Consider the following 26,257-nt stretch of genomic DNA (forward strand, 5'->3'; position numbering starts at 1 on the left):
AAATCCATGACCGTTGACATCCAGTACGCCCCGGCGGCGCGTCCCGCCATGGGGACTTTCGAGCGCTATCTCAGCCTCTGGGTGGCGCTGTGCATCGTCGCCGGCATTGCGCTCGGCCATCTGGTGCCCGGCCTGTTCCAGGCGATTGCCGCGGCCGAGGTCGCCCAGGTCAATCTGCCGGTCGCCGTGCTGATCTGGCTGATGATCGTGCCGATGCTGCTGAAGATCGACCTCGGCGCGCTGGGGCAGGTCAAGGAACATTGGCGCGGCATCGGCGTGACGCTGTTCATCAACTGGGCGGTCAAGCCCTTCTCGATGGCGCTGCTCGGCACGCTGTTCATCGGCCATCTGTTCGCGCCGCTGCTGCCGCAGGAGCAGATCTCCTCCTACATCGCCGGGCTGATCCTGCTGGCCGCCGCCCCCTGCACCGCCATGGTGTTCGTGTGGTCCAACCTGTGCGACGGCGAACCGCACTACACGCTGAGCCAGGTGGCGCTGAACGACCTGATCATGGTGTTCGCCTTCGCGCCGCTGGTCGGGCTGCTGCTGGGCGTGGCGTCGATCACCGTGCCGTGGGGCACGCTGCTGCTGTCGGTGCTGCTCTACATCGTCATCCCGGTGGTGGCCGCCCAGCTCTGGCGGCGCAGCCTGCTGGCGACCGGCGGCGAGCCGGCGCTGACGCGCGTGCTCGGCCGCATCCAGCCGGTGTCGCTGCTGGCGCTGCTGACCACGCTGGTTCTGCTGTTCGGCTTCCAGGGCGAGCAGATCCTGGCGCAGCCGCTGGTGATCCTGCTGCTGGCGGTGCCGATCCTGATCCAGGTCTATTTCAATGCCGGCTTCGCCTATTGGCTGTCGCGCCGCTTTGGGGTGCCGTGGTGCGTGGCGGCGCCGGCCGCGCTGATCGGCGCCTCCAACTTCTTCGAACTGGCGGTGGCGGCGGCCATCAGCCTGTTCGGGCTCGGCTCCGGAGCGGCGCTCGCCACCGTGGTCGGGGTGCTGGTCGAGGTCCCGGTGATGCTGTCGGTGGTGCACATCGTCAAGGCAACCAAGCCCTGGTACGAAGGACAGGCGGGGGCATGACCTCCGCCTTTTCATGGGCTTTTGCTGCGCATGATTGAGACGGGTCCGGCGCACGCCCATCATGTAGTGAAACTACATTTCGGTTAGGACGTATTTATACCGGCATATGCGGGAAAATATGCATGTCGCCTGCCAAAAAACTCCCGCATCCGCTTGAAACGACATGATCCAGATCAATTCTCGCGACAAGTGGTATGACCACTCTTGCGTCGCCATCGGGCGAGATGTAGGTTTCCTACATACCGCATGGAACCGAGAGATTCGGGGGTTCCGGGCCGGGGAACCGGCCCTTTGGCGACACCCGACGGGAGACGCCCGATCATGGTCACGACCGTTAAAACCCTTTCCGACCTGAACGCCCTGATCGCGCGGGTGAAGGCGGCGCAGGCGCGCTTCGCCGACTACCCGCAGGAGAAGGTCGACCTGATCTTCCGCAGCGCGGCGCTGGCCGCCGCCAACGCCCGCATCCCGCTCGCCAAGATGGCGGTGGCGGAGACCGGCATGGGCGTCATGGAAGACAAGGTCATCAAGAACCACTTCGCCGCCGAATACATCTACAACAAGTACAAGGACGACAAGACCTGCGGCGTCCTATCCGAAGACAACGACGCCGGCATCCTCACCATCGCCGAGCCGGTCGGCCTGATCTGCGGCATCGTCCCCACCACCAACCCGACCTCCACCGCCATCTTCAAGGCGCTGATCGCGCTGAAGACCCGCAACGGGCTGGTGCTCTCCCCCCATCCCCGCGCCCGCAAATCGACCTGCGAGGCCGCCCGCCTCGTGCTCGCCGCCGCGGTCGAGGCCGGCGCCCCCGACGACATCATCGGCTGGATCGACGAGCCCTCGCTGGAGCTCTCCAACGCCGTCATGCATCACCCCGACATCGCCCTGATCCTCGCCACCGGCGGGCCGGGCATGGTCAAGGCCGCCTATTCGTCCGGCAAGCCCGCCATCGGCGTCGGCGCCGGCAATACCCCGGCCGTCATCGACGAGTTCGCCGACATCAAGCGCGCGGTGGCCTCAATCCTGATGTCCAAGACCTTCGACAATGGCGTGGTCTGCGCGTCCGAACAGTCGGCGGTGGTGGTCGAGGCCGTCTATGACGCCGTGCGCGACCGCTTCGCCCACCATGGCGGCTACATCCTGTCGCCGCGCGAGGCCGACGCCGTGCGCAAAATCCTGCTGACCGACGGCCATCTCAATGCCGACATCGTCGGCCAGCCCGCCCATGCCATCGCCGCCATGGCCGGCCTGAACGTGCCGCTCGCCACCAAGGTGCTGATCGCCGAGGTTTCGGACGTGGACGACAGCGAACCCTTCGCCCATGAGAAGCTGTCGCCGACCCTGGCGCTCTACCGTGCCAAGGACTTCACCGAGGCCTGCGACAAGGCCGCAGCCCTGGTGGCGCTCGGCGGCATCGGCCACACCTCGGCGCTCTACACCGACCAGGACCGGCAGGCCGGGCGCATCCGCCATTTCGGCGACAAGATGAAGACCGCCCGCATCCTGATCAACACGCCGTCGTCGCATGGCGGCATCGGCGACCTCTACAACTTCCGCCTCGCGCCCTCGCTGACACTGGGCTGCGGATCGTGGGGCGGCAACTCGATCTCGGAGAATGTCGGGCCGCAGCACCTGATCAACAAGAAGACGGTGGCCAAGCGGGCCGAGAACATGCTGTGGCACAAGCTGCCCAAGTCGATCTATTTCCGCCGCGGCTGCCTGCCCTTCGCGCTGGAGGAACTGCGCGGCAAGAAGCGCTGYCTGATCGTCACCGACCGYTTCCTGTTCGAGAACGGCCATGTCAACGACAGCGTCCGCGTGCTGAAATCGCTGGGGCTGGAGGTCGAGACCTTCTTCGAGGTCAGTGCCGACCCGACGCTGGCGGTGGTGCGCAAGGGCGTKGCSCTSGCSAAYGCCTTYCAGCCCGACGTGATCCTGGCGCTGGGCGGCGGCTCGCCGATGGACGCGGCCAAGATCATCTGGGTGATGTACGAGGCGCCCGAGGTGGCCTTCGAGGATCTGGCGCTGCGCTTCATGGACATCCGCAAGCGCATCTACACCTTCCCCAAGCTCGGCGTGAAGGCGCAGCTGGTGGCGGTGCCGACCACGTCSGGCACMGGGTCGGAGGTGACGCCCTTCGCCGTGGTGACCGACGAGCGCACCGGGACGAAGTACCCGATCGCCGATTATGAACTGACGCCGAGCATGGCGATCGTCGACGCCAACCTGGTGATGGACATGCCCAAGGGCCTGACGGCGGCGGGCGGCATCGACGCGGTGACCCAYGCGCTGGAGGCCTATGTCTCGGTGGTGGCGAACGAGTATTCCGACGGTCAGGCCCTGCAGGCKCTGAAGCTGCTGAAGGAGCATCTGCCCTCGGCCTACCGCAACGGCGGCCAGGACCCGAAGGCGCGGGAGCTGGTGCACAATGCGGCGACGCTGGCCGGCATCGCCTTCGCCAACGCCTTCCTGGGCGTGTGCCATTCGATGGCGCACAAGCTGGGGGCGGAGTTCCACATCCCGCACGGCATCGCCAACGCGCTGCTGATCGCCAACGTGATCCGCTACAACGCGGCGGACATCCCGACCAAGCAGACGGCRTTCAGCCAGTACGACCGTCCGAAGGGCGTGGCGCGCTATGCGCAGATCGCCCGTCATCTGGAGYTGGGCGGCAGCCGCGACCATGAGCGGGTGGAGAAGCTGATCGCTTGGGTGGAGGAGCTGAAGCGGGCGCTGGAGATCCCGGCCTCGATCCAGGCGGCGGGGGTGCCGGAGGCGGCCTTCCTGGCGCGGGTCGATGCGATTGCCGAAGCCGCCTTCGACGACCAGTGCACCGGCGCCAACCCGCGCTATCCGCTGGTCGCCGAGATCAGGCAGCTGCTGATCGACAGCTATTACGGGCGCGCCTATGTCGAGCCGGCGGGCGAGCACACCCCGGCCGAACTGACTGTCGTCGGCCAGAAGACGGCGGCCGAGTAACCGGCCCCTCCCACATCAACGCCGAGCAACGGGGACCCTCGGGCCGGGGCGAAAGCCTCCGGCCCGAGGGCTTTCCATTTGGGAACGCCGCTTGGTCGGGAAGGCGGATGGCGTTCACCGTTGCCACTCGCGAGCCAAATATTTCCGACTTGCCGTGCTTGAGACGGTTACCGGAGGCGGTTATCCTGACCGGACGAAAACTGGTGTTTGACATGGAAACGACCGACGACCGCGTCAAGCTGATCTATCACCGTCTGGTGGCGCGCGAAATCAGGCGCGACCCGGCACTGATCGAGCGCGCGCGCAAGATTGTCGAGGACCTGTCGACCAAGCCTAACCAGCGTTCGCATGTTTTCGAATGGAAAGCCCTGTTGGCGCAGCCCAGCGAAAAAGTCCGACACTTCATCGTCTCGCGGAACCAGGACGCCACCCGTTTGCGCATCACATCCCCGTTTCCTATGCTACCCGAGCTTTCGGTACAGGATGAGCAGACGCGGAGACGGATGTGGCGGAAGGCGAAGAAGCACGGACGCTCGACGACCTTGATCGCGCCGTCCGCGCGCTAGCGACCCACTTCAAGTGCAACAGCACGGTCATCGTTGGCAGTCAGGCAACCCTCGTCGGATGGCCTGACGCTCCAATCCTGTTTCGCACATCGCCTGAAATCGACGCTTATCCGGGAAACGCGCGCGAATGGGAAGCGGAGCGACGCGCCGAGGGTTATGACGTCGAGGCGAGCGAGGAGATCTTTGCCCGCTTCGGACAGGGCTCGTCATTTCACCATGCGCATGGCTTCTACATCGACGGCGTTGACGAGGGCACTGCCAAACTGCCTCCGGGCTGGAAGAGCCGGGCGGTCACACGCGAGGTTGAGGTCAATGGCGTCACCGTGCGCGCCATCGCGCCGGCGATGACCGACCTGATCGTTTCGAAACTGTTGGCGTTGCGCGACAAGGACAAGGAATTCATCCGCGAGTATCATCGCATCCGTCATCTCGACCGTGCCCATGTCAGGCGCCTTTTGATCGACATGTTGATCCCGGAGGCGCAGCGCACCGTCATCGACGTTTTTCTCGACTCCCTGTAACAAACCGCTCTTCCCACCTCGACACCAAGCAACGGGAACCGCCCTGTCGGAGCGAACACATCCGACAGGGCGGTTCCCGTTTCGTTTGTAGCCGACCCGGTCAGCGTTCCGATTGCAGGCCGCTCTCCGCCACCAGATCGGCGATGCTCACAATCGGCATCGACTGGTTTTCCGCGAAGACGATCAACTCCGGCAGGCGGGCCATGCTGCCGTCCGGGTTCATCACCTCGCAGAGCACGCCCGCCGCCTTGCGTCCGGCCCGCGCCATCAGTTCGATGGTGGCTTCCGTATGGCCGCGGCGGGCCGCCAACCCTTGCGGATGGGCGCGGATCGGGAAGACATGGCCCGGCCGCGCCAGATCCTCCGGACGGCAGTCGTCGGCGATGGCGGTGCGGATCGTCGTCACCCGGTCGGCCGCCGAGACGCCGGTGGTGACGCCCTCGCGCGCCTCGATGGACACGGTGAAGGCCGTTCCGAAGCGCGAGCTGTTGGCCGGCACCATCGCCGGCAGTTCCAGCCGTTGCAGATGCTCGTCGGGCAGGATCAGGCAGACGATGCCGCTGCACGCGCGGATCAGCAGGGCCATCTGCTCGACGGTGATGCTGTCGGCCGGGTAGATGATGTCGCCTTCATTCTCGCGGTCGTCGTCATCGACGACGATCACTCCCTGCCCTTGCTTGAGGCTGTCGAGGGCGCGGGCGACGCGTTCGCCCGGCGTGCCGAAGCGGGCGAGCAGGTCGTTCTGACGGTAAATCTGATTCATGGTTCTCACATCCACTGAAGGGTGAGCCTGAATCAGGGCGCAAAGAGACCTCCAGCGCGCTGGACCGAAATCCGACGCGATGGCGCGAACCGGCGACGGCGGGCCTGCTCGAGGGAAGCCACCGGCGCGGTCTGCTCATTCTCTTCCATCCGGACTGTAACCGTCGGCCCCGGCCTCACACCGGGTCTGCTGACCTCACCGCCTATTGGGACTGCCAAAAGCCGGTGAGCGCTCGCGGGCTCCCCTTCTGTCGAAGGGATACCGCCGGTCGGGAGTTTCACCCTGCCCTGAGAACAAGCCTATGTCCGCCGACCGGGATCGGTCGACCGACCCACCATTCCGCAACCCAACAGCCGCTGTCAAGGGAGCAGGACGGCCGTTTCCACCGGACCTCTCCACCGCGTGGCGGCGGCGCACTCCCTCATTTCACCAGTTCCAGCGCGGTGTCGCCGTCGACGATCAACCCGCGCGCCACCCCGCTGGCGAGGAAGGCGCGGGCGGCCTGGAGCTTTGTCCGGCCTGCCACCAGCGCCACCGTGTAGGTCTGCTTCAGCCCGTCGAGGCCGAGCGCCAGCGTACGGTGGTTCAGCGGATGATCGACCGCCTTGCCGTCCCGGTCGAAGAACAGCCCGTTGGTGTCGCCGACCGCCCCGGCCGCCCGCAGCTCCGCCAGTTCGGTGGCGCTGATCATGCCCTGCGTCCGCAGGAGCGACGCCTCGCGCAGCTCGCCGATGGAGATGTAGGCCACCGTCGTCGAGCGCGCGAGCTGGAGCGCCGTCTGCACCGACTGCTGCGACAGCAGCACGTCGCGCGCCTCCAGGCTGTCGGCGATGAAGGGCACCGGCAGGAAATAACCCTCCGCCCCGGTGGTCCGCGCCAGCGCATGCACCACGTCGAACGGGTTGTAGGCCGAGCGCGCGGTCAGCGACCCCATCAGGCTGATGAATTTCGCCCGCGGCGCGCTGACCCCGGCCATCTGCAAGGTCATCTGCTCCAGCGTCCGGCCCCAGCCGGTGCCGACCACCGCCTCCTCCGTTTCCGCCAGATGGCGGCGCAGATGGGCGGCGGCGGCGGCCCCCACCGCCCGGAAGGCGAAGGGGGCGAGCAGCGCGTCGTCGCGGTCGCCGCCGGCATCCTGGGTCAGCGCCGGCGTGCAGATGCAGACGTCCAGCCCGTAGCGCTCGCGGATCGCCTCCTCCACCGGCAGCAGACCGACATTCGCGGAATTGATGGTGATGCTGACCATGCCGCTGTCGCGGGCGTCGGACAGCAGCTTGTTGACCCGCGCGCGGGTGACGCCAAGCCGGCGTGCCGCCGCCTCCTGGTTCAGGCCGCCGACATAGTACAGCCAGGCCGCCCGCGCCATCAGCACCTCGTCCTCCGGCCCCTCGCTGGTCCCGTTCCGCATCGCGCGCTTCCCCCCTCTACTCCTGTCAGGTGACAAATGTATCTGGTATTGACATTTGTCACGACCCACCACAAGCTCATCGTCGTCGGCGCAAGACCGGCATCGAGAATTCGCCAGCCAGATAGCTGGCAATGGGAGGAGAATGGAAATGAAAAACCGGCTTTCCGGAATGCTTGCGGCTGTCTCGATGGTCGCGATGATGACCGCCGCGGGTGCGGCGCAGGCGCTCGACATCGCCTGGGTCCATGCCAACGCCGCCGCGCAGTCCGAACAGCGGGTGAAGGCCGGCTTCGACGCCTGGGCCAAGCAAAGCGGCAAGACCGACTGGAAGATCAGCGTTCTCGACAGCGGCGGCTCGGGCGAGGCGACCGCCTCCAACATCCAGGACGCCGCCAACCGCGGCGTGAAGGCCATTGTCATCACCATGGCCGACCTGCGCGCCAGCCGTGCCGCGCTCGACGCCGCCAAGGCCGCCAAGATCCCGGTCTTCGCCGTCGATTCCGGCTATGTCGACGGGGTGCTGGTTGACGTGACCACCAACAACTGGGCGATGTCGGCGAACGTCTCGGTCTATCTGCTCGACCAGATGGGCGGGCAGGGCAACCTCGTCTTCCTGCGCATGGCCGAACACCACGGCACCCGCAAGCGCGGCGACGTGATGGCGACGGTGCTGAAGGAATATTCGGGCGTGAAGGTGCTGGCGGAGCACAACATCAACTACACCGCCTTCTTCGAGGACACCAACCGCACGATGGAGGACTACGTCGCGCGCTTCGGCAACACCATCACCGCCGTCTGGGCGCCGTGGGACGAGCCGGCGCAGGCCGCCGTCAACGTCATCAAGGGCGCCGGCCTGAAGAACGTGAAGGTGATCGGCATCGACGGCCACCCGCAGGCGGTCGCCGAGGTCTGCAAGCCCGACAGCCCGCTGATCGCCACCGTGCGCCAGCCCTTCGAGGAGATGGGCAAGACCGTCGGCCAGTGGCTGGACGACGTGGTGGTGAAGGGCAAGCCCGCCGCCGAGGTGATCCCGACCAAGACCGTCTATCTCGACGCGCCGCTGATCACCAAGCAGAACTGCAAGCAGTTCATGTGACCGGGTGCCGCCGGCCCGGAGTGGCGGATCCGTCCGCAACCGGGCCGGCGGCGGCCAGCTTCATCCCCTGCTGTTGCAAGAGGTCGCCATGGAAATCCATCTGGCCGACATCGCCATGCAGTTTCCGGGAACGCGGGCGCTGGATGGCGTGGACGTCGTCTTCCGCAGCGACGAGGTGCATGGCCTGATCGGCGAGAACGGCGCCGGCAAATCGACACTGGTCAGCATCCTGGGCGGCAGCCTTCAGCCCAGCGGCGGCACCATCGCCGTGGACGGGCGCAGCGTCCGCTTCGGCTCGCCGCAGGACGCGCTGTCCCAGGGCATCGCCCATGTCAGCCAGGAGGGCAGCCTCGTCCCCGGCCTGACCGGGGCGGAGAACATCCTGCTCGGCGTCGAGCCGCGCCGCATCGGCGGCATGATCCGCGGCTCGGCCCTGAAGGCCCAGGCCGCGGCCCTGCTCGCCACATGGTTTCCGCAGGTCGAGATCGACCTCGGCTGCCCGGTGGCCGAGCTGCCGATGGCCGACCGCAAGGTGATCGAGATCGTCCGCGCGCTCCGCGGTTCCGCCCGCATCGTCATCCTCGACGAGCCGACGGCGACGCTGCCCGCCCGCGAGAAGGAGCAGCTGTGGGCGATCATCCGCACGCTGCCGGCCCGCGGCGTCGGCGTGGTGCTGATCAGCCATTTCCTGTCGGAGATCAAGGCGCTGTCCCACCGCATCACCGTGCTGCGCGACGGCCGGCGCATCTGCACGGAATCCGCCGACGCGCTCGACGAGCAGATGCTGGTGGACATGATGCTGCGCCGCAGCGGCTCCGGCCCGCAGCGCAAGTCGGAAGAGGCGGCGCGGGCCAGCCGCGGCGAAATCGTGCTCGACATCCGCGACTGGCGGGTCGGGCGGCTGCATGTGCCGCGCTTCACCCTGCATGCCGGCGAGATCGTCGGGCTGATCGGCCTGACCGGCGCCGGCCATTTCGGCTTCGCCCGCTCGCTGCACAGCCCGTCCGGCGTGCGCTGCGCCGGGCTGGCGGTCGGCGGCCAGCCGGTCAAGCCGGGACCGCCCGCCCACATGCAGGCGGCCGGCATCGCGCTGGTCCCCGACCACCGCATGGAATACGCGCTGATCGGCGAGTGGACCCTGCGCGAGAATCTGGCGATGGTCCATCCCGGCCATGGCGCCATCGCCGCCGGCATCCTGTCGCCCGGCCGGGAGGAGGCGGAATCCCGCCGCATCATGCGTCTTCTGAACGTGAAGGCCCATTCCTCCGGCCAGCTTCTGCGCACGCTGTCGGGCGGCAACAAGCAGAAGATCTCCATCGGCAAATGGCTCTACGGCGCCGAAGGCCGCTACCGCGTGATGATCTTCATCGAGCCGACCGAGGGTGTCGACATCGGCGCCAAGGCCGAGATCTATGCCGAGATGCGGCGCCTCGCCGCCACCGGCGTGGGGATCGTCATCGCGTCCTCCGACCTGCTGGAGATCGAGGCGCTGGCGCACCGCGTCATCCCCTTCCATCACCTGCGGCCCGGCCCGGAAATCCCCGGCACCGGCTTTTCCGAGAGCGCGTTCATCGCCGCCATCTCCGGAGCCGTCCCGGAGACTGCAAAATCAGGAATTCCCGCATGACCGACACCGCCACCGGATCCCTCCCCAGCCATGACCGGCTGTTCGGGCTGCGCAAGGAGCATGTCCAGCGCTACAGCACGCTGGTCGTGCTGGTCGCCATGTTCCTGGTCTTCTCGCTCGGCGTCGACCGCTTCCTGACCGGACAGAATCTGCTGAACATCGCGCAGCAGATCTCGATGCTGACCATCGTCGGCGCCGGCCTGACCTTCGGCTTCGCCGCCCGCGAAATGGATCTGTCGGTCGGCTACACCGTCGGCCTTGCCGGCGTTCTGGTGCCGCTGCTGCTGGTCAAGGGCGTGCCGCTTCCGCTCGCCCTGCTGGCCGGTCTCGGCGCCGGTCTGGCGGTCGGGGCCGTCAACGCCCTCCTCGTCACGCTGGTCGGCATCCCGTCGCTGATCGCCACGCTGGCCGTCGGCTCCATCCTCTACGGCATCAACTTCCTGATGACCGGCGGCCGGGCGATCTATGGCGGGCTGGACGAGGCCTATCTCTGGCTCGGCCAGGGGCGCGTCGCCGGCATCCCGGTCCTCGCCTTCTTCATGCTGGCCGCCGTGCTGGTCGCCTGGTTCGTCATGGAGCGGACGATCTTCGGCCGCTACATCTACGCCGTCGGCGGCAACCAGAAGGCGGCCGAGCTGTCCGGCATCCGCGTGCGCAAGTACCGTGCCGCCGCCCTGGTCGTCTGTTCCCTCTTCGCCGTGATGGCCGGCACGCTGCTCGCCGCCCGGCTCGGCTCCGGCCAGCCGAATGCCGGCGAGCGCTACCTGCTCGACGGGCTGGCGACGGTCTTCATCGGCATGACCATGTTCCGGCCGGGCACCGCCACCGTGCCCGGCACCTTCTTCGGCGCGCTCTTCATCGGGGTCATCAACAACGGCCTCAACCTGATGGGGATGGACACCTACATCCAGGCGATCGTGAAGGGCGTCATCATCCTTGCCGCCGTCGCCGTCGTCTCGCGCAGCACCAAGCTCAACCTTCTTTGAAATCGGAGTCTTCGATGTACGAGGCTGACCTCCGGGCCACGGCCGGCCACAGCATGGCGGGCCGGGTCGGGGCGGGCGCCAACACGCGCCTTCCCGAACTTTACCGGACGATGCGCCGGATCCGCACCTTCGAGGAGCGCGTGGGCGAACTGTTCGTCCGCGGCCAGTCGGCCGGTTCCATGCTGCACCTGTCCATCGGCGAGGAGAGCGCCGCCGCCGGTGTCTGCGCACATTTGCGCGACGGCGACAGCTTCACCACCCACCACCGCGGCCACGGCATCTTCTTGGCCCGCGGCGCCGACCCGGCCCGCATGATGGCGGAGATCGGCGGCAAGGAAGCCGGCTATTGCCACGGCAAGGGCGGGTCGATGCACATCGCCGACATGGGGCTGGGCCATCTCGGCGCCAACGCCATCGTCGGCGGCGGCATCCCGGCGGTGGTCGGCGCCGGCCTTTCCGCCCGCCACCACAAGACCGGCGCCGTCAGCGTCGCCTTCTTCGGCGACGGCGCCACCGGCCAGGGCATCCTCTACGAGAGCATGAACATGGCCGCCCTGTGGGGCCTGCCCTGCGTCTTCGTCTGCATCAACAACCAGTACGGCATGGGCACCAACATCGCCCAGGCCACCGCCAACCCCAACCTGCACGAGCGCGCCGCCGCCTTCGGCCTCGCGGCGGAGACGGTGGACGGCCTCGACGTCGAGGCGGTGGCCGAGGCCGCCGAACGGCTGGTCGAGGGGGCACGGGCCGGCAAGCCCGCCTTCCTGGCGGTGTCCTGCTACCGCTTCTACGGCCATGCCCGCAAGGACAAGTCGCCCTATCGCGACCCGGTGGAGGAGGAGGCCGGCCGCCGGCAGGATCCGGTCGCCTTCGCCCGCGCCGCCCTGATCGACCGCGGGCTGGAATCGGAGAGCGAGCTGGACCGGCTGGATGGCGAGATCGGTGCCGAGATGGACGCGACCATCGACTTCACCGTGGCCCAGACCGAGCCGCCGCTCGCCTCGATGTTCCGCGACGTCTATGCGCCCGAGGAACCCGAACCCGAACCGGTGCGCGCCCGCATCGACCGCGTTCTGGCGCGGGACTGAGGAGACCCAGAATGGCACTTCAGGAACTGACCTATCGCGATGCCCTGCGCAAGGCGCTGGCCGACGCGATGACCGAAAACCCGGACGTGGTGATCCTCGGCGAGGAGGTCGGCCGCTATGGCGGCGCCTATGGCGTCACCAAGGACCTGATCAAGGAGTTCGGGGCGGAGCGGGTGATCGACACGCCGATCTCCGAACCGGCCATCGTCGGCGCCGCGGTCGGCGCGGCGATGACCGGCCTGCGCCCGGTGGCGGAGCTGATGTATGTCGATTTCATCGGCATGACCATGGACCAGCTCGCCAACCAGGCCGCCAAGATCCGCTACATGTTCGGCGGCCAGATCGGCGTGCCGATGGTTCTGCGCACCCAGGGCGGCACCGGTCGGTCGGCCGGCGCCCAGCACAGCCAGAGCCTGGAAGCCTATGTGATGCACACGCCGGGCCTGCGGCTGGCGATGCCCGCCACGGTGGCCGACGCCTATCACCTGCTGCGCATGGCGCTGACCAAGCCCGACCCCGTCGTCTTCATCGAGCACAAGGCGCTCTACACCATGAAGGAGACCGTGGACCTCGACGCCGAGCCGCTGGCCTGGGGCAAGGCGGCGGTGCGGCGCGAGGGGCGCGATCTCGTCATCGTCACCTATTCCCGCCAGCTGCATTACTGCATGGAGGCGGCGCGCCAGCTGTCGGCCCAGGGCGTCGAGGCGACGGTGATCGACATCCGCACGCTGAACCCGCTCGATTTCGACACCATCCGCGCCCATGTCGAGCGCACCGGCCGCGCCATGGTGGTCAGCGAGGGCGTGATGACCGCCGGTGTCGCCGCCGAACTGTCGGCGCGCATCACCGAGGAATGCTTCGACTTCCTTGAGGATCCGGTGGTCCGCGTTGCCGGCGAGGACATCCCGATCTCGGTGTCGACCGCGCTGGAAGCCGGATCGGTGCCCGGCCCGCAATTGATCGCCGACACCGCTCTCAGGATGCTGGCCGGACGGGTGCCGGCATGACGACCATAAGTACCACGACTCTCACGCTGACCATGCCCCGGCTGGGCGAGACGATGGAGGAGGGTGTCATCGTCGGCTGGCTGGTCGAGCCGGGACAGCAGTTCCGCCGTGGCGACGCCATCCTGGAGCTGGAAACCGACAAGACCGTCGTCGAATATCCCGCCCTTGGCGACGGCCGTCTCGACGGGACGCTGGTGTCGGCCGGCGACCGCGTGCCGGTCGGCGCCCCGATTGCCCGCGTCGCGGTCCTGTCGGCCGACGAGTGGGCCGCGGCTTTGCCCGACACGGCGGACGCCGAGGCTGAAGCAGCCCCTGCGGCCGGCGCATCGGCAGCGCCATCCCCGCCCGCCGGCGTCACTGCCGGCACGCCGGCTCCGGAACGTTCCTCCGACGACCGGCTGCGCGCCACGCCGACCGCAAGGCGGCTGGCCCGCCAGCACGGCGTTGCCTTGGAGACGCTCCATGGCAGCGGCCGCCGTGGCCGGATCGAACGGGCCGATGTCGAGCGTGCCGCCGGTTCGAACGGCCCTGAGCCCGCCGACCTGCGCTGGCTCGACACGCCGGCCGGCCGGCTGGCCTATGCGCAGGCCGGAAGTTCCGGTCCGGTGCATCTGCTGGTCCATGGCTTTGCCGGCGACCGCACCGCCTGGGCCAATCTGGCCTCCGGTCTTGCCCGCTCCGGCAAGCGCGTGGCGATGCCCGACCTGCCCGGCCATGGCGCGACCGCCATCGAGGCGACCGACGTGGACGGTCTGGCCGCCGCGGTGACGGCGCTGGCGGAAAGCCTGCCCGGACCGCTGGTTCTGGTCGGCCATTCGCTGGGGGCCGCCGCTGCCGTTCACGCCGCCCGCCGGCTCGGCAACCGGGTGGCGCGCCTCGTTCTGCTCACCCCCGCCGGCTGCGGCCCCCGGATCGGCGCCGAGTTCGTCCATGGCATGGCGGCGGCGGAGACCACGGGAGAGGTCTCCCATCTGCTGCGCCTGCTGGGGCCGCGCGGCGGCCAGCTGTCCGACGCCGCCCTCGCCGCCATGACGCGGGAAATGGCGCGCGGACGCCTGCGCACGCTCGCCACGGCGCTCGCCACCGCCGATGGCCGGCAGCGCATCGATCTGCTGCGCCCGCTGGCGGAGCTGGCCGAGCGCATCCCCGTCCGTGCCATCTTCGGCCTGGACGACCGCATCGTGTCCGCGACCGACGCGCTCAACCTGCCGCCGCGTGTCGCCGCTCATTTCCTGCCCTCCGGCCACATGCCGCAATGGGACGCCCCGCGCGATGTGGCGGCCCTGATCGATGAGGAGACTCCGCATGGATGACGCAAAGACCGATCTGGCGGCGGCGAAGGCGCGGCTCGGTGCCTTCGCCAAGGCTTCCCCCGCCCTGATGAAGGGCTTCGCCGAGGTCAGCCGGACGGCCAGCGCCGCCGGGTCCTTCACGCCCGCCCAGAAAGAGCTGATGGCGGTGGCGATCTCCGTTGCCACCCGCTGCGAGGACTGCATCCTCTACCATGTCGACGGCGCCCGCCGGCATGGCGCCGCCGAGGCCGAGCTTGTCGAGGCGCTTGAGGTCGCGGTCGAGATGGGCGGCGGTCCCGCCGTGATGTATGCCGGCAAGGCGCTGGCGGCGTTCCGCTCGCTCGGCTGAGGGGAAAATCCCCCTCTCCCCCCGGGGAGAGGGTCGGGGTGAGGGGGATGCACAGGGTGGAATAAAGCGGCCCGCTAAGGGCTGCGTGTCTCCAGGGAGGAAAAGGGAATGTACTACCTGACCGCCGACGGCGGCACCGAAAGCCTGCGGGCGCGCATCTACGACCTGACCGGACGCTGCCTCGGCCAGAAGGCCGTCGCCTACGACACGCAGTTCGGACCGGGGGCGCGGGCGGAGCAGGACCCGGAGGACTGGTGGCGGGCGCTGGCCGACGCCACCCGCGGCGCGGTGGCCGATGCCGGCATCGACGCGGCGGAGATCGAGGCGATGTGCTTCGCCACCACCTGCTGCACCGTCGTGGCGCTCGACGCCGACGGACGCGCGCTGCGCCCGGCGCTGCTGTGGATGGACGTGCGCGCCCATGCCGAGGCGGAGGCGGTGCTCGCCACCGGCGACCCGGCGCTGAAGATCAACGGCGCCGGCCGCGGCCCGGTCTCGGCGGAGTGGATGATCCCCAAGGCGCTGTGGCTGAAGCGGAACGAGCCGGCGACCTTCGCCGCCGCCCACACCATCTGCGAATACCAGGATTTCCTCACCCTGCGCCTGACCGGCGAGCGGGTGGCCAGCCTCGACAATGCCGGCCTGCGCTGGCACTACTCCAGCCGCGACGGCGGCTGGGCGCGCGGCATCCTCAAGGCGCTCGACCTCGAGGAGCTTGAAGGCAAATGGCCGGCCCGCGTGCTGGCCCCCGGCGCGGTGGTCGGCACGCTGAGGCCTGAGGCCGCCGCCGCCCTGGGGCTGCGGCCGTCGGTCAAGCTGGTGCAGGGCGGGGCGGATGCGCTGATCGGCATGATCGGGCTCGGCGTCGCCCAGCCGGGCCAGCTGGCGCTGATCACCGGATCCTCGCACCTGCAATTCGGCGTCACCGAGGCGCCGCTGCACGCCCCCGGCGTCTGGGGCAGCTATCCCGACATCGTCTATCCCGGCCGCTGGATCGTCGAGGGCGGCCAGACCTCCACCGGCTCCATCGTCAACTGGCTGCGCCGTTTCAGCGGCGGCACGCTCGACCTCGCCGCCCTGAACGCCAAGGCGGCGGCGCTGGAACCGGGATCGGACGGGCTGCTGGTGCTCGACCATTTCCAGGGCAACCGCACCCCCTACACCGACCCGCTCAGCCGCGGCGCCATCGTCGGCTTGACGCTGGCCCACGAACCGCACCACGTCTTCCGCGCCATCGTCGAGGGCATCGGCTTCGGCACCCGCGCCATCCTCGACGCCTTCAAAGCCGGCGGCTACAGCTCGACCGAGATCACGGTCGGCGGCGGCGCCACCGCCTCGCAGCTGTGGATGCAGATCCATGCCGACACCGCCGGCCTGCCGGTGCGCATCCCGGCTTCGGCCGACGCGCCCTCCACCGGTTCGGCGGTGCTGGCCGCCCATGGCGCCGGCCGCTTCGCCAGCATCGACGAGGGCATCGCCGCGATGGTCCGCCCCGGCACCAGCATCGAGCCGCGCCCGCGCGAAACCGCCCTCTACCAGGAGATCTACCAGCGCTATCTCGCCCTCTATCCGGCGCTGAAGGGTGTGCTGAACGGGCCGGTGCCAGCTCCGGCCCCTGTCAGGGAGCCCGCGGCATGAAGGAGTTCGACCTCGGCGGCCGGCTTGCCGTCGTCACCGGCGGGGCCGCCGGCATCGGCCAATCCATCGCCCGCGTCCTGACCGAGGCCGGCGCCCGCGTCGCCATCCTCGACCGCGACGGCGAGGCCGCCCGCCGGCTGGCGGACGAGATCGGCGGCCTCGCCTACAGCCTCGACGTCACCGATGCCGGGGCGGCCGAGGAGACCGCCGCCCGTCTGGTCGCCGAGGCCGGCGTGCCGCACATCCTCGTCAACAACGCCGGCATCGTCCACAACGGGCCGGCGCTTGAGGTCGATCTGGCCGACTGGCGCCGGGTGATCGACGTCAACCTGCACGGCGTCTTTCACACCGCCCGCGCCTTCGGCCGCCCGATGGTCGAGGCGGGCAGGGGATCGGTCGTCAACATCGGCTCGATGTGCGGCGAGATCGTCGTCCATCCGCAGCCCCAGGCCGCCTACAACGCCGCCAAGGCGGGCGTCAATCTGCTGACCAAATCGCTGGCGGTGGAATGGGCCGGCCGGGTGCGGGTGAACGCCGTGGCTCCCGGCTACACCGCCACCGAACTGACGCTGGCCGGCCGCTCCCGCCCGGAATGGTTCGAACGCTGGCTCGCCGCCACGCCGATGGGCCGGCTGGGCGAACCGCGCGAGATCGCGCTGGCCGTCGCCTTCCTCGCCTCCGACGCAGCGAGCTTCATCACCGGAACCGTCCTGGCCGTCGATGGCGGCTACACCGCTCTTTGAAGGAGAACATCGAAATGGCACAGGAAAAGATCGCGCTGGTCACCGGCGCCAGCCGCGGCATCGGCCGCGCCATCGCTCTCGGACTGGCGGCGCGCGGCTTCGACCTCGCGCTGAACGACATCGCGCGGCAGGCCGGCGCGCTGGCCGAGACGGCGGCGGAGGCGCGGGCGCAGGGTGTGCGCGTGGTCGAACTGCACGCCGACGTGTCGGCGAAGGACGAGGTGCAGGCGATGGTCGACCGCGCGGTGGCCGAACTCGGCACCATCCACGCGCTGGTCAACAACGCCGGCATCCTGATCGCCGCGACGGTGGAGGACTGCCCGGAAACCGCCTGGGATCAGGTGATGGACGTGAACGCCAAGGGCACCTTCCTGGTCACCCAGGCGGTGCTGCCGCTGATGAAGGCGCAGGGCTATGGCCGCATCTGCAACATCGCCTCCATCGGCGGCAAGCACGGCGCGCCGGAGCAGGCGCATTACTCGGCGTCGAAGGCCGCGGTGATGGGCTTCACCCGCGTGCTGGCGCAGGAGGTCGGGCCGCTCGGCATCACCGCCAACTGCGTCTGCCCCGGCATCATCCTGACCGATATGGGCCGGGTGAACCTCGACGATCCGGCGATCCGCGACGGCTGGAAGGCCAAGACCGCCATGGCGCGGATCGGCGCGCCGGAGGATGTCGCCGGGCCGGTGGCCTTCTTCTGCTCCGACGACAGCGCCTTCGTCACCGGCCAGACGCTGAACGTCGACGGCGGCATCGTCCTGTCCTGACCGGTCGCAAGCGGGGCTACACCTTGGTGCAAGGCGCTTTTCCGCGGGCCATCGCGTAGGGTCGGCCGGACCGTTCCGACAGGCCGATGGAGAGCCCCGCATGAGCGATGCCGCAGCGCCAACCCAGCCGGTGGGCCAGCAAGCGGTTCAGCAACCCCCTCCGGCTGCTCCCCCGCCGGCCGCCCCGCCGCCGGTGGCCTGGAGCCCCTGGCTGGTGCGGCTGGCGGTGCTGGGGCTGGCGGTTGTGCTGCTGGTGGCCTTCGCCACGCGCTGGGACCGCTGGCTCGGCTCCGCCGCGCGCCAGACCACCAACGACGCCTATCTCCAGGCCGACATCACCCCGCTGTCGGCCCAGGTGGCGGGCGTCGTCCGCGACATGCCGGTCGAGGACTTCCAGCGGGTGAAGGCAGGCGATCCGGTGGCGACGATCGTCGACGACGACTACCGCGCCCGCGTGCAGCAGGCCGACGCGGCGCTGGAGGCCGCCGACGCCGCCATCGCCCAACTCGACATCCAGAAGCGCACCCAGCGCGCCCTGGTCGATCAGGCCGAGGCGAACGTCCATGGGCTGGAGGCCGAGGCATGGCGGGCGCGGCTGGAGGAGGCGCGGCAGCGCTCCCTGACCGAGCAGGGCGTCGCCGGCACGCTCCAGGCCCTGCAACAGGCGCAGGCAACCTCCCGCCGGGCCCAGGCGGCGTTGGAGGCCGGACAGGCCCAGGTCGACCAGCAGAAAGCGGCGCTCGACGGCATCGACGTGCAGGTGCGCCAAGCGAAGGCGACCCGGCAGCAACGGCAGGCCGATCTCGACCTCGCCCGCATCACGCTCGACCGCACGACGATCCGCGCCCCGGCCGACGGCATGGTCGGGCAGCGGCAGGTCCGCCCCGGCCAGTATGTCGGGCAGGGCAGCCAGATCGTCACGCTGGTGCCGCTGCCGGCGGTTTGGGTGATCGCCAACTACAAGGAAACCCAGATGACGCGGATCCGGTCCGGCCTGCCGGCGACCGTCCGCATCGACAGCTTCCCCGACGTGACGCTGACCGGCCGGGTCGCCGCCCAGTCGCCGGCCAGCGGCAGCCAGTTCGCCCTGCTTCCCCCCGACAACGCCACCGGCAACTTCACCAAGATCGTCCAGCGCATCCCGGTGAAGATCGTGCTGGACGACCCCAACCCGTTGCAGGACCGGCTGCGGCCCGGCATGTCCGTCGTCGTCACCATCGATACGGATGGAGAGGTGAAGGAGAATGGGTCTTGAGCGTCGGTCTGGCCGGCGGGCGGCTGTCCCGGCTCCTGCTGCGTCCGGCCCAGCCGATCCTGACCCACCATCCCATCGTCGGGCTGCTCGGCGTCATGCTGGGGGCGCTGATCTCCACCCTGACCTCGCGCATCACCACCTTCGGACTGGCCGACATCCGCGGCGCCATCGGCGCCGGCTTCGACGAGGGCGCCTGGATCACCACCGCCTACACGGTGGCGCAGATGCTGGTCGCCCCGGCCGCCGCCTTCCTCGGCGTGGTGTTCGGGCCGCGCCGCGTGCTGCTGGTGTCGTCCCTCACCTACGGGCTGGCGATGCTGGCCCTGCCGCTGACCGGCACGCTGACCGGGGTGCTGACCTTCCAGCTGCTGGCCGGCCTGTCGTCGGGCACCTTCATCCCGCTGACCATCGGCTTCATCGTCCGCAACCTGCCGCCGCGCTATGTGGTCTACGGCATCGCCGTCTATGCGATGAATGTCGAGCTGTCGCTGAACTTCGCCGCCTCGGTCGAAGGCTGGGTGATCGAGCATCTCGACTGGCGCTGGCTGTTCTGGGACACGGCGCTGCTGGCGCCGCTGATGGCGCTGTGCGTCCATTTCGGCATGCCGGCCGAGCCGGTCCGCCGCGACCTGCTGAAGGACGGCGACTGGTGGGGCATCGCCTATGCCAGCCTCGGCTTCGCCCTGCTCTATGCCGGGCTCGACCAGGGCAACCGGCTGGACTGGTTCAATTCCGGCCTGATCGTCGGCCTGTTCCTGTCCGGCGGCCTGCTGATCGGCGCCTTCGTCGTGCAGGAGCTGACCTGTCCCAAGCCCTGGATCACCTTCAGCGCGCTCTTCCGCGGCAACATCCCGCTGCTCTGCCTGCTGCTGGTGCTGCTGCGGCTGGTCATGCTGTCGACCGCCTATCTGGTGCCGCAGTTCATGATCACCGTGAACAATTACCGCGCGCTGGAGGTGGGGGACACGCTGCTGCTGATCGCACTGCCGCAGTTCCTGCTGGCGCCGCTGGTCGGCACGCTGCTGCGCCATGCCGATCCGCGGGTGGTGATGGCGGCGGGTTTCGCCGCGGTGGGGCTGGCCTGCTGGCTGGCCTCGCACCTGACGGCGGACTGGGTCGGCGCCGATTTCCTGCCGTCGCAGATGCTCCAGGCCTTCGGCCAGTCCTTCGCCATGACCTCGCTGATCTACTTCAACATCAAGAACCTGTCCCAGGCCCACATCCTGGCGCTGGGCGCCCTGTTGCAGACCTCGCGCCTGCTCGGCGGCGAGCTGGGCGCCGCCTTCATGCAGACCTTCGTCCGCGTGCGCGAGCAGTTCCACAGCTTCCGGCTGGTGTCCGACGTGGTGGCCGGCGGCACCGACACCGTCCACCGGCTGGCCGGCGGCATGGCGCGGCTCGCCGCCCGCTCCACCGGGCCTGAGGAGGCGACCGACCGCGCGCTGTCGCTGCTGGCGGCGGCGGTGCGCAAGCAGGCCTATGTGCTGGCCTACATCGACGGCTTCGTCGTCATCGCCTGGTTCATCGTCGGCGGCCTGCTGCTGATCGCCCTGCTGCGCCCGGCCCCGAAACAGTAGGGGTGGTCAGACTCCGACCACCCCTCTCATCGTCTCACGGCCGCAGCGACTTCAGCACCAGCTCCACCATATGGTCCAGCCGCTCCGTCTTCGCCGGGTCTGCCAGCAGGTCGCGGCCGAAGATCACCGACAGGGTGTGGACGTTGGACAAATAGAAGTAGGACAGCCCGGCGATGGAAATGTAGAGCTGCACCGCATCGACCCCGGCGCGGAACACCCCCTGCTTGACCCCGCGCGCCAGCACGTCGCCGATCATCTGCACGAAGGGGGAGTGCATCGACTGCACCTGCCCCGAGGTCTTCAGCAGTTCGGCCCGGTGCAGATTCTCGATGTTCAGCAGGGCCATGAATTCGGGATGGTCGATGAAATACTGCCAGGTGAAGCCGATCAGCCGCGCGATGGCCTCGGGCGGGGCCAGCTTGTCCAAATTCAGCGTGCGCTCGGTCTCGCGGATGTGGGCATACGCATCCTCCAGCACCGCCAGATACAGCTCCTCCTTGTTGCCGACATGGTAATAGAGCATGCGCTTGTTGGTGCCGGCCTGCTCGGCGATGCGGTCGACGCGGGCGCCGCCCAGGCCGTAGCGGGCGAACTCCTCCGTCGCGGCGGCCATGATGCGGGCCCGCGTCCCTTCCGGGTCGCGGGTCACCTTGGCCGGCGCCGCAGGGATTGCGGGGGCGGGCGGCGCCGTCTCGGGTGTGTCGGTCAGGCTGTCCATGCGGGAAGCCGGCTCCTGCGGTCCGGGGGAGGGGGCTGGTTCTCCCCCATGGTAGAAGCGTCGAGCCGTTAATTCAAACCGCGCTGCGGTGGCGTTCGATGCAGGTGTCCAGCACCTCGCCCATCGGCTTTTCCCACCAGTTGGCCTGCGAGAAGATCTCCACCTCCGAATAGCCGGCGAAGCCGCACTCCTCGACCCAGCCGCGGATGCGCGGGATGTCGATGACGCCGTCGCCCATCATGCCGCGGTCGAGCAGCAGGTCGGCGGTCGGCACCAGCCAGTCGCAGACATGGAAGGCCAGCAGCCGCTCTCTACCGGCGCGGGCGATCTGCGCCTCCAGATCCGGATCCCACCAGACATGATAGACGTCGACCGCCACCCCCAGCGCCCCCGACTTCTCCGGATCCAGCCGGTCGCAGAGGTCGAGCGCATGGGCCATCGTGTTCACGCAGGCGCGGTCGGCGGCATACATCGGGTGCAGCGGCTCGATGGCCAGCGGCATCCCCGCCTTGCGGGCATAGTCCAGCAGCTCGGCGATGCCGTCCTCGACCTGCGAGCGGGCCAGCGCGATGTCCTTGCTGGCCGCCGATCCGGGCCGGGAATATTGCGGCAGCCCGCCGACCACCAGCACGAGGCAGGCGGCCCCCAGCGCCGCAGCCTCGTCCACCGCGCGGCGGTTGTCGTCGCGCACCTCCGCCGCCTTGGACGGATCGGCCGGGAACATGCCGCCGCGGCAATAGCCGGACAGCGCCAGTTCGCCGCTGCGCACCGCCTGCACCGCGGCGTCGAGCCCGACCGCCGCCACCTGGTCCCGCCAGGGCGCCACGCCGCGGATGCCGCGGCGGGCGCAGGCGTCGAGGATCTCCACCAGATTGCCCTGCTTGCGCACCGTGGCGGTGTTGATCGACAGCCAGCGATGGTCTCCGGAAAAATCGCGCATCACGAAATCCCCCGCATCACGAAATCCCCCGCATCACGAAATCCCTCTTACTGCCAGCACCGCCGCCATCCGCTGCGCCGCGCGGTCCGGATCGGACAGCAGCCCGGCCTTGTCGGCCAGCCGGAACAGCTCGGCCAGATGCAGGGTGGAGCGCGTGCTCTCCTGCCCGCCGACCATGGTGAAATGATCCTGATGGCCGTTCAGATAGGCCATGAAGACGACGCCGGTCTTGTAGAAGCGGGTCGGCGCCTTGAAGATGTGGCGCGACAGCGGCACGGTCGGCGCCAGGATGTCGTGGAACCCCGCCTCGTCGCCCTCGGCCAGATGGGCCAGCGCCGCGGCGGCGGCCGGGGCGATGGCGTCGAAGATGCCGAGCAGCGCGTCGGACTTGTGCTGCCCGTCGCCGGCGATCAGCTCGGCGTAATTGAAGTCGTCGCCGGTGTACATGCGCACGCCGTCCGGCAGGCGGCGGCGCATGACGATTTCCTTGTCCTTGTCGAGCAGCGAGATCTTGATGCCGTCCACCTTGGCGGCAAAGTCGCCGATGATCGACAGCGCGGTGTCCATCGCCGCATCGACGTCGCTGGTCCCCCAATAACCGGCCAGCGCCGGGTCGAACATGTCGCCCAGCCAGTGCAGGATGACCGGCTGTTTCACCTGCGACAGGATGCGGCCATAGACGCGGACATAATCCTCCGGCCCCTTGGCGACGCGGGCCAGCGCGCGCGACGCCATCAGGATGATGCGGCCGTCCAGATCCTCGATGGCCTCGATCTGCTCCTCATAGGCGCGGATGACGTCGTCGACGCTGCGGGCGTTCTCCGGCGGCAGATGGTCGGTGCCGGCGCCGCAGGCGATCACCCCGCCGCGCGCCTTGGCCGCCGACTGCGACCGCCGGATCAGCTCCAGCGAGGTCGGCCAGTCCAGCCCCATGCCGCGCTGTGCCGTGTCCATCGCCTCGGCGACGCCGAGGCCGAGATCCCACAGATGCTCGCGGAAGGCGATGGTGCGGTCCCAGTCGATGGCCGGGGCCAGCCACGGATCGCACTCGGCCAGCGGGTCGGCGACCATGTGGGCGGCGGCGAAGGCGATGCGGGTCAGCGGCCGCTCGGTGCGGGCGGGAAAGCCGCGCGGCGGGGCCAGCGTGTAGCTTTCGATGCTGCGGTCGGCGCGGGGGAGACGGATGGTCGGCATGGGCGGTATTCCTGGAAAAATCGCAGCGGAGGGGCCGGGGGAGGGGTGGGGGAGGGGTGGGGGAGGGGGCGGTCGGCACCCCTCCCCGGCGAACGCCTCAGCCCTCGATGGCCGGCACGTCGACCCAGCGGCGTTCGCGCCAGCTCTGCATGGCGCATTCCACCAGCTGGACGCCCTTGGCGCCTTCGATCAGGCCGTGATTGTAGGGGGTGTCCTCGACCACATGGCGGATGAAGGACTCCCACTGCACCTTGAAGCCGTTGTCGAACACGGCGTTGTCGGGCACCGGCTGCCAGGTGTCGTAGAAGTCGATGGTCTGCTTCTGGTCAGGGTTCCACACCGGGCGCGGGGTGCCCTGGCGCGGCTGGATCACGCAGTCGGTCAATCCTGCGACTGCCGAGCCGTTGGTGCCGTCGACATGGAAGGTCACCAGATCGTCGCGGTAGACGCGGGTGCACCAGGACGAATTGATGGTGGCGATCACCCCGCCCTCAAGCTCGAACATCGCATAGGCGGCGTCGTCGGCGGTCGCCTTGTAGGGCTTGCCCTTCTCGTCCCAGCGTTCCGGAATGTGGGTGGCGCCCAGGCAGGAGATGCTCTTCACCGTGCCGAACAGATTGTCGAGCACATAGCGCCAGTGGCAGATCATGTCGAGGATGATGCCGCCGCCATCCTCCTCGCGGTAGTTCCACGAGGGACGCTGCGCCGCCTGCCAGTCGCCTTCGAACACCCAGTAGCCGAACTCGCCGCGCACCGACAGCATGCGGCCGAAGAAACCGCTGTCGCGCAGCATGCGCAGCTTCTCCAGGCCCGGCAGGAACAGCTTGTCCTGCACCGTGCCGTTCTTCACCCCGGCCTCGGCGGCCAGCCGGACGACGCGCAGCGCCTCGTCCAGGTTGGTGGCGATGGGCTTCTCGCAATAGACATGCTTGCCGGCGCGGATCGCCTTCTCCAGCAGCGTCGGGCGCATCTGGGTGGTGCCGGCGTCGAAGAAGATCACGTCGTCCGGGTTTTCCAGCGCGGCGTCGATGTTGTCGCTCCAGCGCTCGATGCCGTGGCGGCGGGCCAGCTCCTGCATCTTCTCGGCGTTACGGCCGACGATGATCGGGTCGGGCATGACGCGCGAGCCGTCCGACAGGGTGACGCCGCCCTGGGCGCGGATCGCCAGGATCGAGCGGATCAGGTGCTGGTTCATGCCCATCCGCCCGGTGACACCGTGCATGATGAGGCCAAGGCGCTTGGTGCTCATGGGTGGACTCCTTCGGAAAACGCTGATGTCGGGTTTGAAAGGGGGGAAAGCGTGGCCCGGTCGGGACCCGCTGAAGACGCGAAACCGGGACCGCGCAGCGGGGCGGTCGGCAGCCGGCCGGAGCCGGTGGCGAGCCTGACCGTGCCGTCGGCGCGGCGGTTGTAGAAACCGGGATGGGCGGCGAGGAAGGCGTCGGCCTCCGCGGCACTGCCGAAGCCCTCGCCATACTGGTGCCCGTTGCGCTCGGCATGCGGGATGCCGAGGAAGGCGACCAGGGCGGTGTCCTGCTGCACCGACAGACCGGCTTGACAGGTCAGATCCTCGGCGGAGATGAAGTGCGGCGACCCCCAAGCCGCGCAGCGGGCGCGGTTGACCATCGCCTTGTAGAGACCCTTGCAGGATTTCGACGACACCCCGCGATAGCCCATGGCGCGGGCGCGCGGAAAGGCGTCGTAGCCGTCGTCGGATTCGTCGATGATCACCGGCACCCGCTCCGCCACCGCGCCCAGCGGCCGGGCGAGCGCCGCCTCCCGCGTTATCGGCTGTTCCAGATAGGCCAGCGCCTTGCGGAAGCCGGCGAGCGCCGGGGAGGCGTCGATGCGGTCGAGCAGGTCCGCAACATGGTCGGCGTCGCGATACTGTTCGTTGCCGTCCAGCGTGGCGAGGTAGCCGGGGGCGACGGTTTCCAGCACGCCGGCCAGCTCCGCCAGCCGCTCGGCATCGGCGGCAGCGTCGCCGCCCAGCTTGATCTTGAACCAGCGCAGCGGCGCCCGCTCCAGCAGGGCGCGCAAATCTTCCGCCTTGTCGAGCAGCCCGACGGTGTGGCGCAGCTCCACCTCGCCGAGCGGGGACAACCCGCGCAGGAAGCCGTCGAGATCGAAGCCGGCGAGGTCGGGCGCCAGCCGCGCATCCAGCCCGCCGACATTGCCGCCCAGCCCGTCGAACGCGTTGAGATTCAGCACCCGCAGCAGCCCGTCCAGCACCGCCTTGTCGATCTGCGCCGGTCCGAAGGCGGCGGCCAGCTTGGGCTCCAGTGCCGGGCTGTAGGCGGCGTGATGGCCGAAGGCGGTGTCGAGGCGGTCGTCGGACAAATAGGCGTCGCGCGCTTCGATCAGCGAGCGGCGCAGCCCGTCCACCGTCTGGGCCGGGCTGCGATCCGCAGTCTTATCGAACCATTTCGGCATCATCATCTCGGCCGTCGCCCCCCAGGCCTCCCCCTGTCCCTCGACCGCGACCAGGGCGCGGACGAAGGATTGCGGGGCGGCCTCCACCGTCACCGCGCCGAAGCGGAACGGCTTCACGAAACGGACGGGCCGCTCGTACAGCTCGATGGCGCGGATGCGGAGACGGGGGGCGGACATGGCGAGTGTCTTTCAGATGGCGCACGGGGCCGTTCCCTTCCCCAGTA

Annotated in this window: 23 protein-coding genes and 1 riboswitch; of the genes, 16 read left to right on the plus strand and 7 right to left on the minus strand. The window is 69.0% G+C overall.

The genetic code is table 11. The annotated features are described in order from the left end of the window. The first annotated feature begins 6 nt into the window (after positions 1-6). From arsB to VH569_RS18450, 4 genes are all read left to right on the plus strand, one after another. Positions 7-1,080, plus strand: a complete 1,074-nt coding sequence (gene arsB, locus VH569_RS18435; protein ID WP_423316843.1) for an ACR3 family arsenite efflux transporter — start codon at positions 7-9, stop codon at positions 1,078-1,080. Between the two features lie 291 nt (positions 1,081-1,371). Next, complete coding sequence (gene adhE / locus VH569_RS18440) at positions 1,372-4,065, plus strand: bifunctional acetaldehyde-CoA/alcohol dehydrogenase (RefSeq protein WP_423316845.1); 2,694 nt, start codon at positions 1,372-1,374, stop codon at positions 4,063-4,065. A gap of 107 nt (positions 4,066-4,172) precedes the next feature. Continuing rightward, positions 4,173-4,631 (plus strand): hypothetical protein, encoded by a 459-nt coding sequence (locus VH569_RS18445; RefSeq protein WP_423316847.1) that lies wholly within the window; start codon positions 4,173-4,175, stop codon positions 4,629-4,631. Further along, positions 4,571-5,152 carry a DUF6036 family nucleotidyltransferase gene (locus VH569_RS18450; protein WP_423316849.1) on the plus strand — a complete coding sequence of 194 codons (582 nt, stop codon included), beginning with the start codon at positions 4,571-4,573 and terminating at the stop codon, positions 5,150-5,152. Before VH569_RS18445 ends, VH569_RS18450 begins: the two co-directional genes overlap by 61 nt. Positions 5,153-5,252: 100 nt before the next feature. Here VH569_RS18450 and ribB read toward each other — a convergent pair whose 3' ends face one another. Both ribB and VH569_RS18460 read right to left on the minus strand, forming a co-directional pair. After that, positions 5,253-5,915, minus strand: coding sequence for a 3,4-dihydroxy-2-butanone-4-phosphate synthase (gene ribB, locus VH569_RS18455; RefSeq protein WP_423316851.1), 663 nt, complete (start codon positions 5,913-5,915; stop codon positions 5,253-5,255). Between the two features lie 133 nt (positions 5,916-6,048). Beyond that, positions 6,049-6,214: riboswitch (FMN riboswitch) on the minus strand. A 122-nt stretch (positions 6,215-6,336) separates the two neighbouring features. Further along, entirely contained in the window at positions 6,337-7,323 is a 987-nt protein-coding gene (locus tag VH569_RS18460) for a sugar-binding transcriptional regulator (protein ID WP_199235321.1), read from the minus strand. Positions 7,324-7,471: 148 nt separating this feature from the next. On the opposite strand from VH569_RS18460, the gene VH569_RS18465 reads away from it, so the two are divergent. From VH569_RS18465 to VH569_RS18520, 12 genes are all read left to right on the plus strand, one after another. Then, positions 7,472-8,419, plus strand: a complete 948-nt coding sequence (locus VH569_RS18465; RefSeq protein ID WP_377805620.1) for a sugar ABC transporter substrate-binding protein — start codon at positions 7,472-7,474, stop codon at positions 8,417-8,419. Between the two features lie 88 nt (positions 8,420-8,507). Then, positions 8,508-10,046 (plus strand): sugar ABC transporter ATP-binding protein, encoded by a 1,539-nt coding sequence (locus tag VH569_RS18470; RefSeq protein ID WP_423316855.1) that lies wholly within the window; start codon positions 8,508-8,510, stop codon positions 10,044-10,046. After that, positions 10,043-11,032, plus strand: coding sequence for an ABC transporter permease (locus VH569_RS18475; RefSeq protein WP_423316857.1), 990 nt, complete (start codon positions 10,043-10,045; stop codon positions 11,030-11,032). Before VH569_RS18470 ends, VH569_RS18475 begins: the two co-directional genes overlap by 4 nt. A gap of 14 nt (positions 11,033-11,046) precedes the next feature. Next, on the plus strand, positions 11,047-12,120 hold the full coding sequence (locus tag VH569_RS18480) for a thiamine pyrophosphate-dependent dehydrogenase E1 component subunit alpha (RefSeq protein ID WP_423316859.1): 1,074 nt from the start codon (positions 11,047-11,049) through the stop codon (positions 12,118-12,120). An 11-nt stretch (positions 12,121-12,131) separates the two neighbouring features. Next, a complete protein-coding gene (locus VH569_RS18485) occupies positions 12,132-13,127 on the plus strand; it encodes an alpha-ketoacid dehydrogenase subunit beta (RefSeq protein WP_423316861.1) in 996 nt (331 codons plus the stop codon). Continuing rightward, entirely contained in the window at positions 13,124-14,440 is a 1,317-nt protein-coding gene (locus VH569_RS18490) for an acetoin dehydrogenase dihydrolipoyllysine-residue acetyltransferase subunit (protein WP_423316863.1), read from the plus strand. The genes VH569_RS18485 and VH569_RS18490 overlap by 4 nt, the downstream gene beginning before the upstream one ends. Further along, positions 14,433-14,768 (plus strand): carboxymuconolactone decarboxylase family protein, encoded by a 336-nt coding sequence (locus VH569_RS18495; protein WP_109095760.1) that lies wholly within the window; start codon positions 14,433-14,435, stop codon positions 14,766-14,768. The genes VH569_RS18490 and VH569_RS18495 overlap by 8 nt, the downstream gene beginning before the upstream one ends. Before the next feature lie 108 nt (positions 14,769-14,876). Further along, on the plus strand, positions 14,877-16,406 hold the full coding sequence (locus VH569_RS18500) for an FGGY-family carbohydrate kinase (protein WP_423316866.1): 1,530 nt from the start codon (positions 14,877-14,879) through the stop codon (positions 16,404-16,406). Further along, a complete protein-coding gene (locus tag VH569_RS18505; protein ID WP_423316868.1) occupies positions 16,403-17,149 on the plus strand; it encodes an SDR family NAD(P)-dependent oxidoreductase in 747 nt (248 codons plus the stop codon). Before VH569_RS18500 ends, VH569_RS18505 begins: the two co-directional genes overlap by 4 nt. 14 nt (positions 17,150-17,163) lie before the next feature. Beyond that, positions 17,164-17,916, plus strand: a complete 753-nt coding sequence (locus VH569_RS18510; RefSeq protein ID WP_423316870.1) for an SDR family NAD(P)-dependent oxidoreductase — start codon at positions 17,164-17,166, stop codon at positions 17,914-17,916. 100 nt (positions 17,917-18,016) lie between these two features. Further along, the gene (locus tag VH569_RS18515; RefSeq protein WP_423316872.1) at positions 18,017-19,171 is read left to right on the plus strand and encodes an HlyD family secretion protein; all 1,155 of its coding nucleotides are present in this window, start codon (positions 18,017-18,019) and stop codon (positions 19,169-19,171) included. Next, entirely contained in the window at positions 19,168-20,748 is a 1,581-nt protein-coding gene (locus tag VH569_RS18520; protein ID WP_423316874.1) for an MFS transporter, read from the plus strand. The genes VH569_RS18515 and VH569_RS18520 overlap by 4 nt, the downstream gene beginning before the upstream one ends. Before the next feature lie 34 nt (positions 20,749-20,782). Here VH569_RS18520 and VH569_RS18525 read toward each other — a convergent pair whose 3' ends face one another. The 5 genes from VH569_RS18525 to VH569_RS18545 form a co-directional block, all read right to left on the minus strand. Then, on the minus strand, positions 20,783-21,466 hold the full coding sequence (locus VH569_RS18525; protein ID WP_423316876.1) for a TetR family transcriptional regulator: 684 nt from the start codon (positions 21,464-21,466) through the stop codon (positions 20,783-20,785). 73 nt (positions 21,467-21,539) lie between these two features. Beyond that, positions 21,540-22,406 carry a sugar phosphate isomerase/epimerase family protein gene (locus tag VH569_RS18530; protein ID WP_423316878.1) on the minus strand — a complete coding sequence of 289 codons (867 nt, stop codon included), beginning with the start codon at positions 22,404-22,406 and terminating at the stop codon, positions 21,540-21,542. 33 nt (positions 22,407-22,439) lie between these two features. Then, positions 22,440-23,600 carry a dihydrodipicolinate synthase family protein gene (locus VH569_RS18535; RefSeq protein ID WP_423316880.1) on the minus strand — a complete coding sequence of 387 codons (1,161 nt, stop codon included), beginning with the start codon at positions 23,598-23,600 and terminating at the stop codon, positions 22,440-22,442. Positions 23,601-23,697: 97 nt separating this feature from the next. After that, a complete protein-coding gene (locus VH569_RS18540) occupies positions 23,698-24,849 on the minus strand; it encodes a Gfo/Idh/MocA family protein (RefSeq protein ID WP_109095751.1) in 1,152 nt (383 codons plus the stop codon). Further along, positions 24,846-26,210, minus strand: coding sequence for an enolase C-terminal domain-like protein (locus VH569_RS18545; RefSeq protein WP_423316883.1), 1,365 nt, complete (start codon positions 26,208-26,210; stop codon positions 24,846-24,848). The genes VH569_RS18540 and VH569_RS18545 overlap by 4 nt, the downstream gene beginning before the upstream one ends. Positions 26,211-26,257 lie beyond the last annotated feature (47 nt).

The organism is Azospirillum sp. 11R-A, from assembly GCF_049472615.1.
Taxonomy (GTDB): domain Bacteria; phylum Pseudomonadota; class Alphaproteobacteria; order Azospirillales; family Azospirillaceae; genus Azospirillum; species Azospirillum palustre.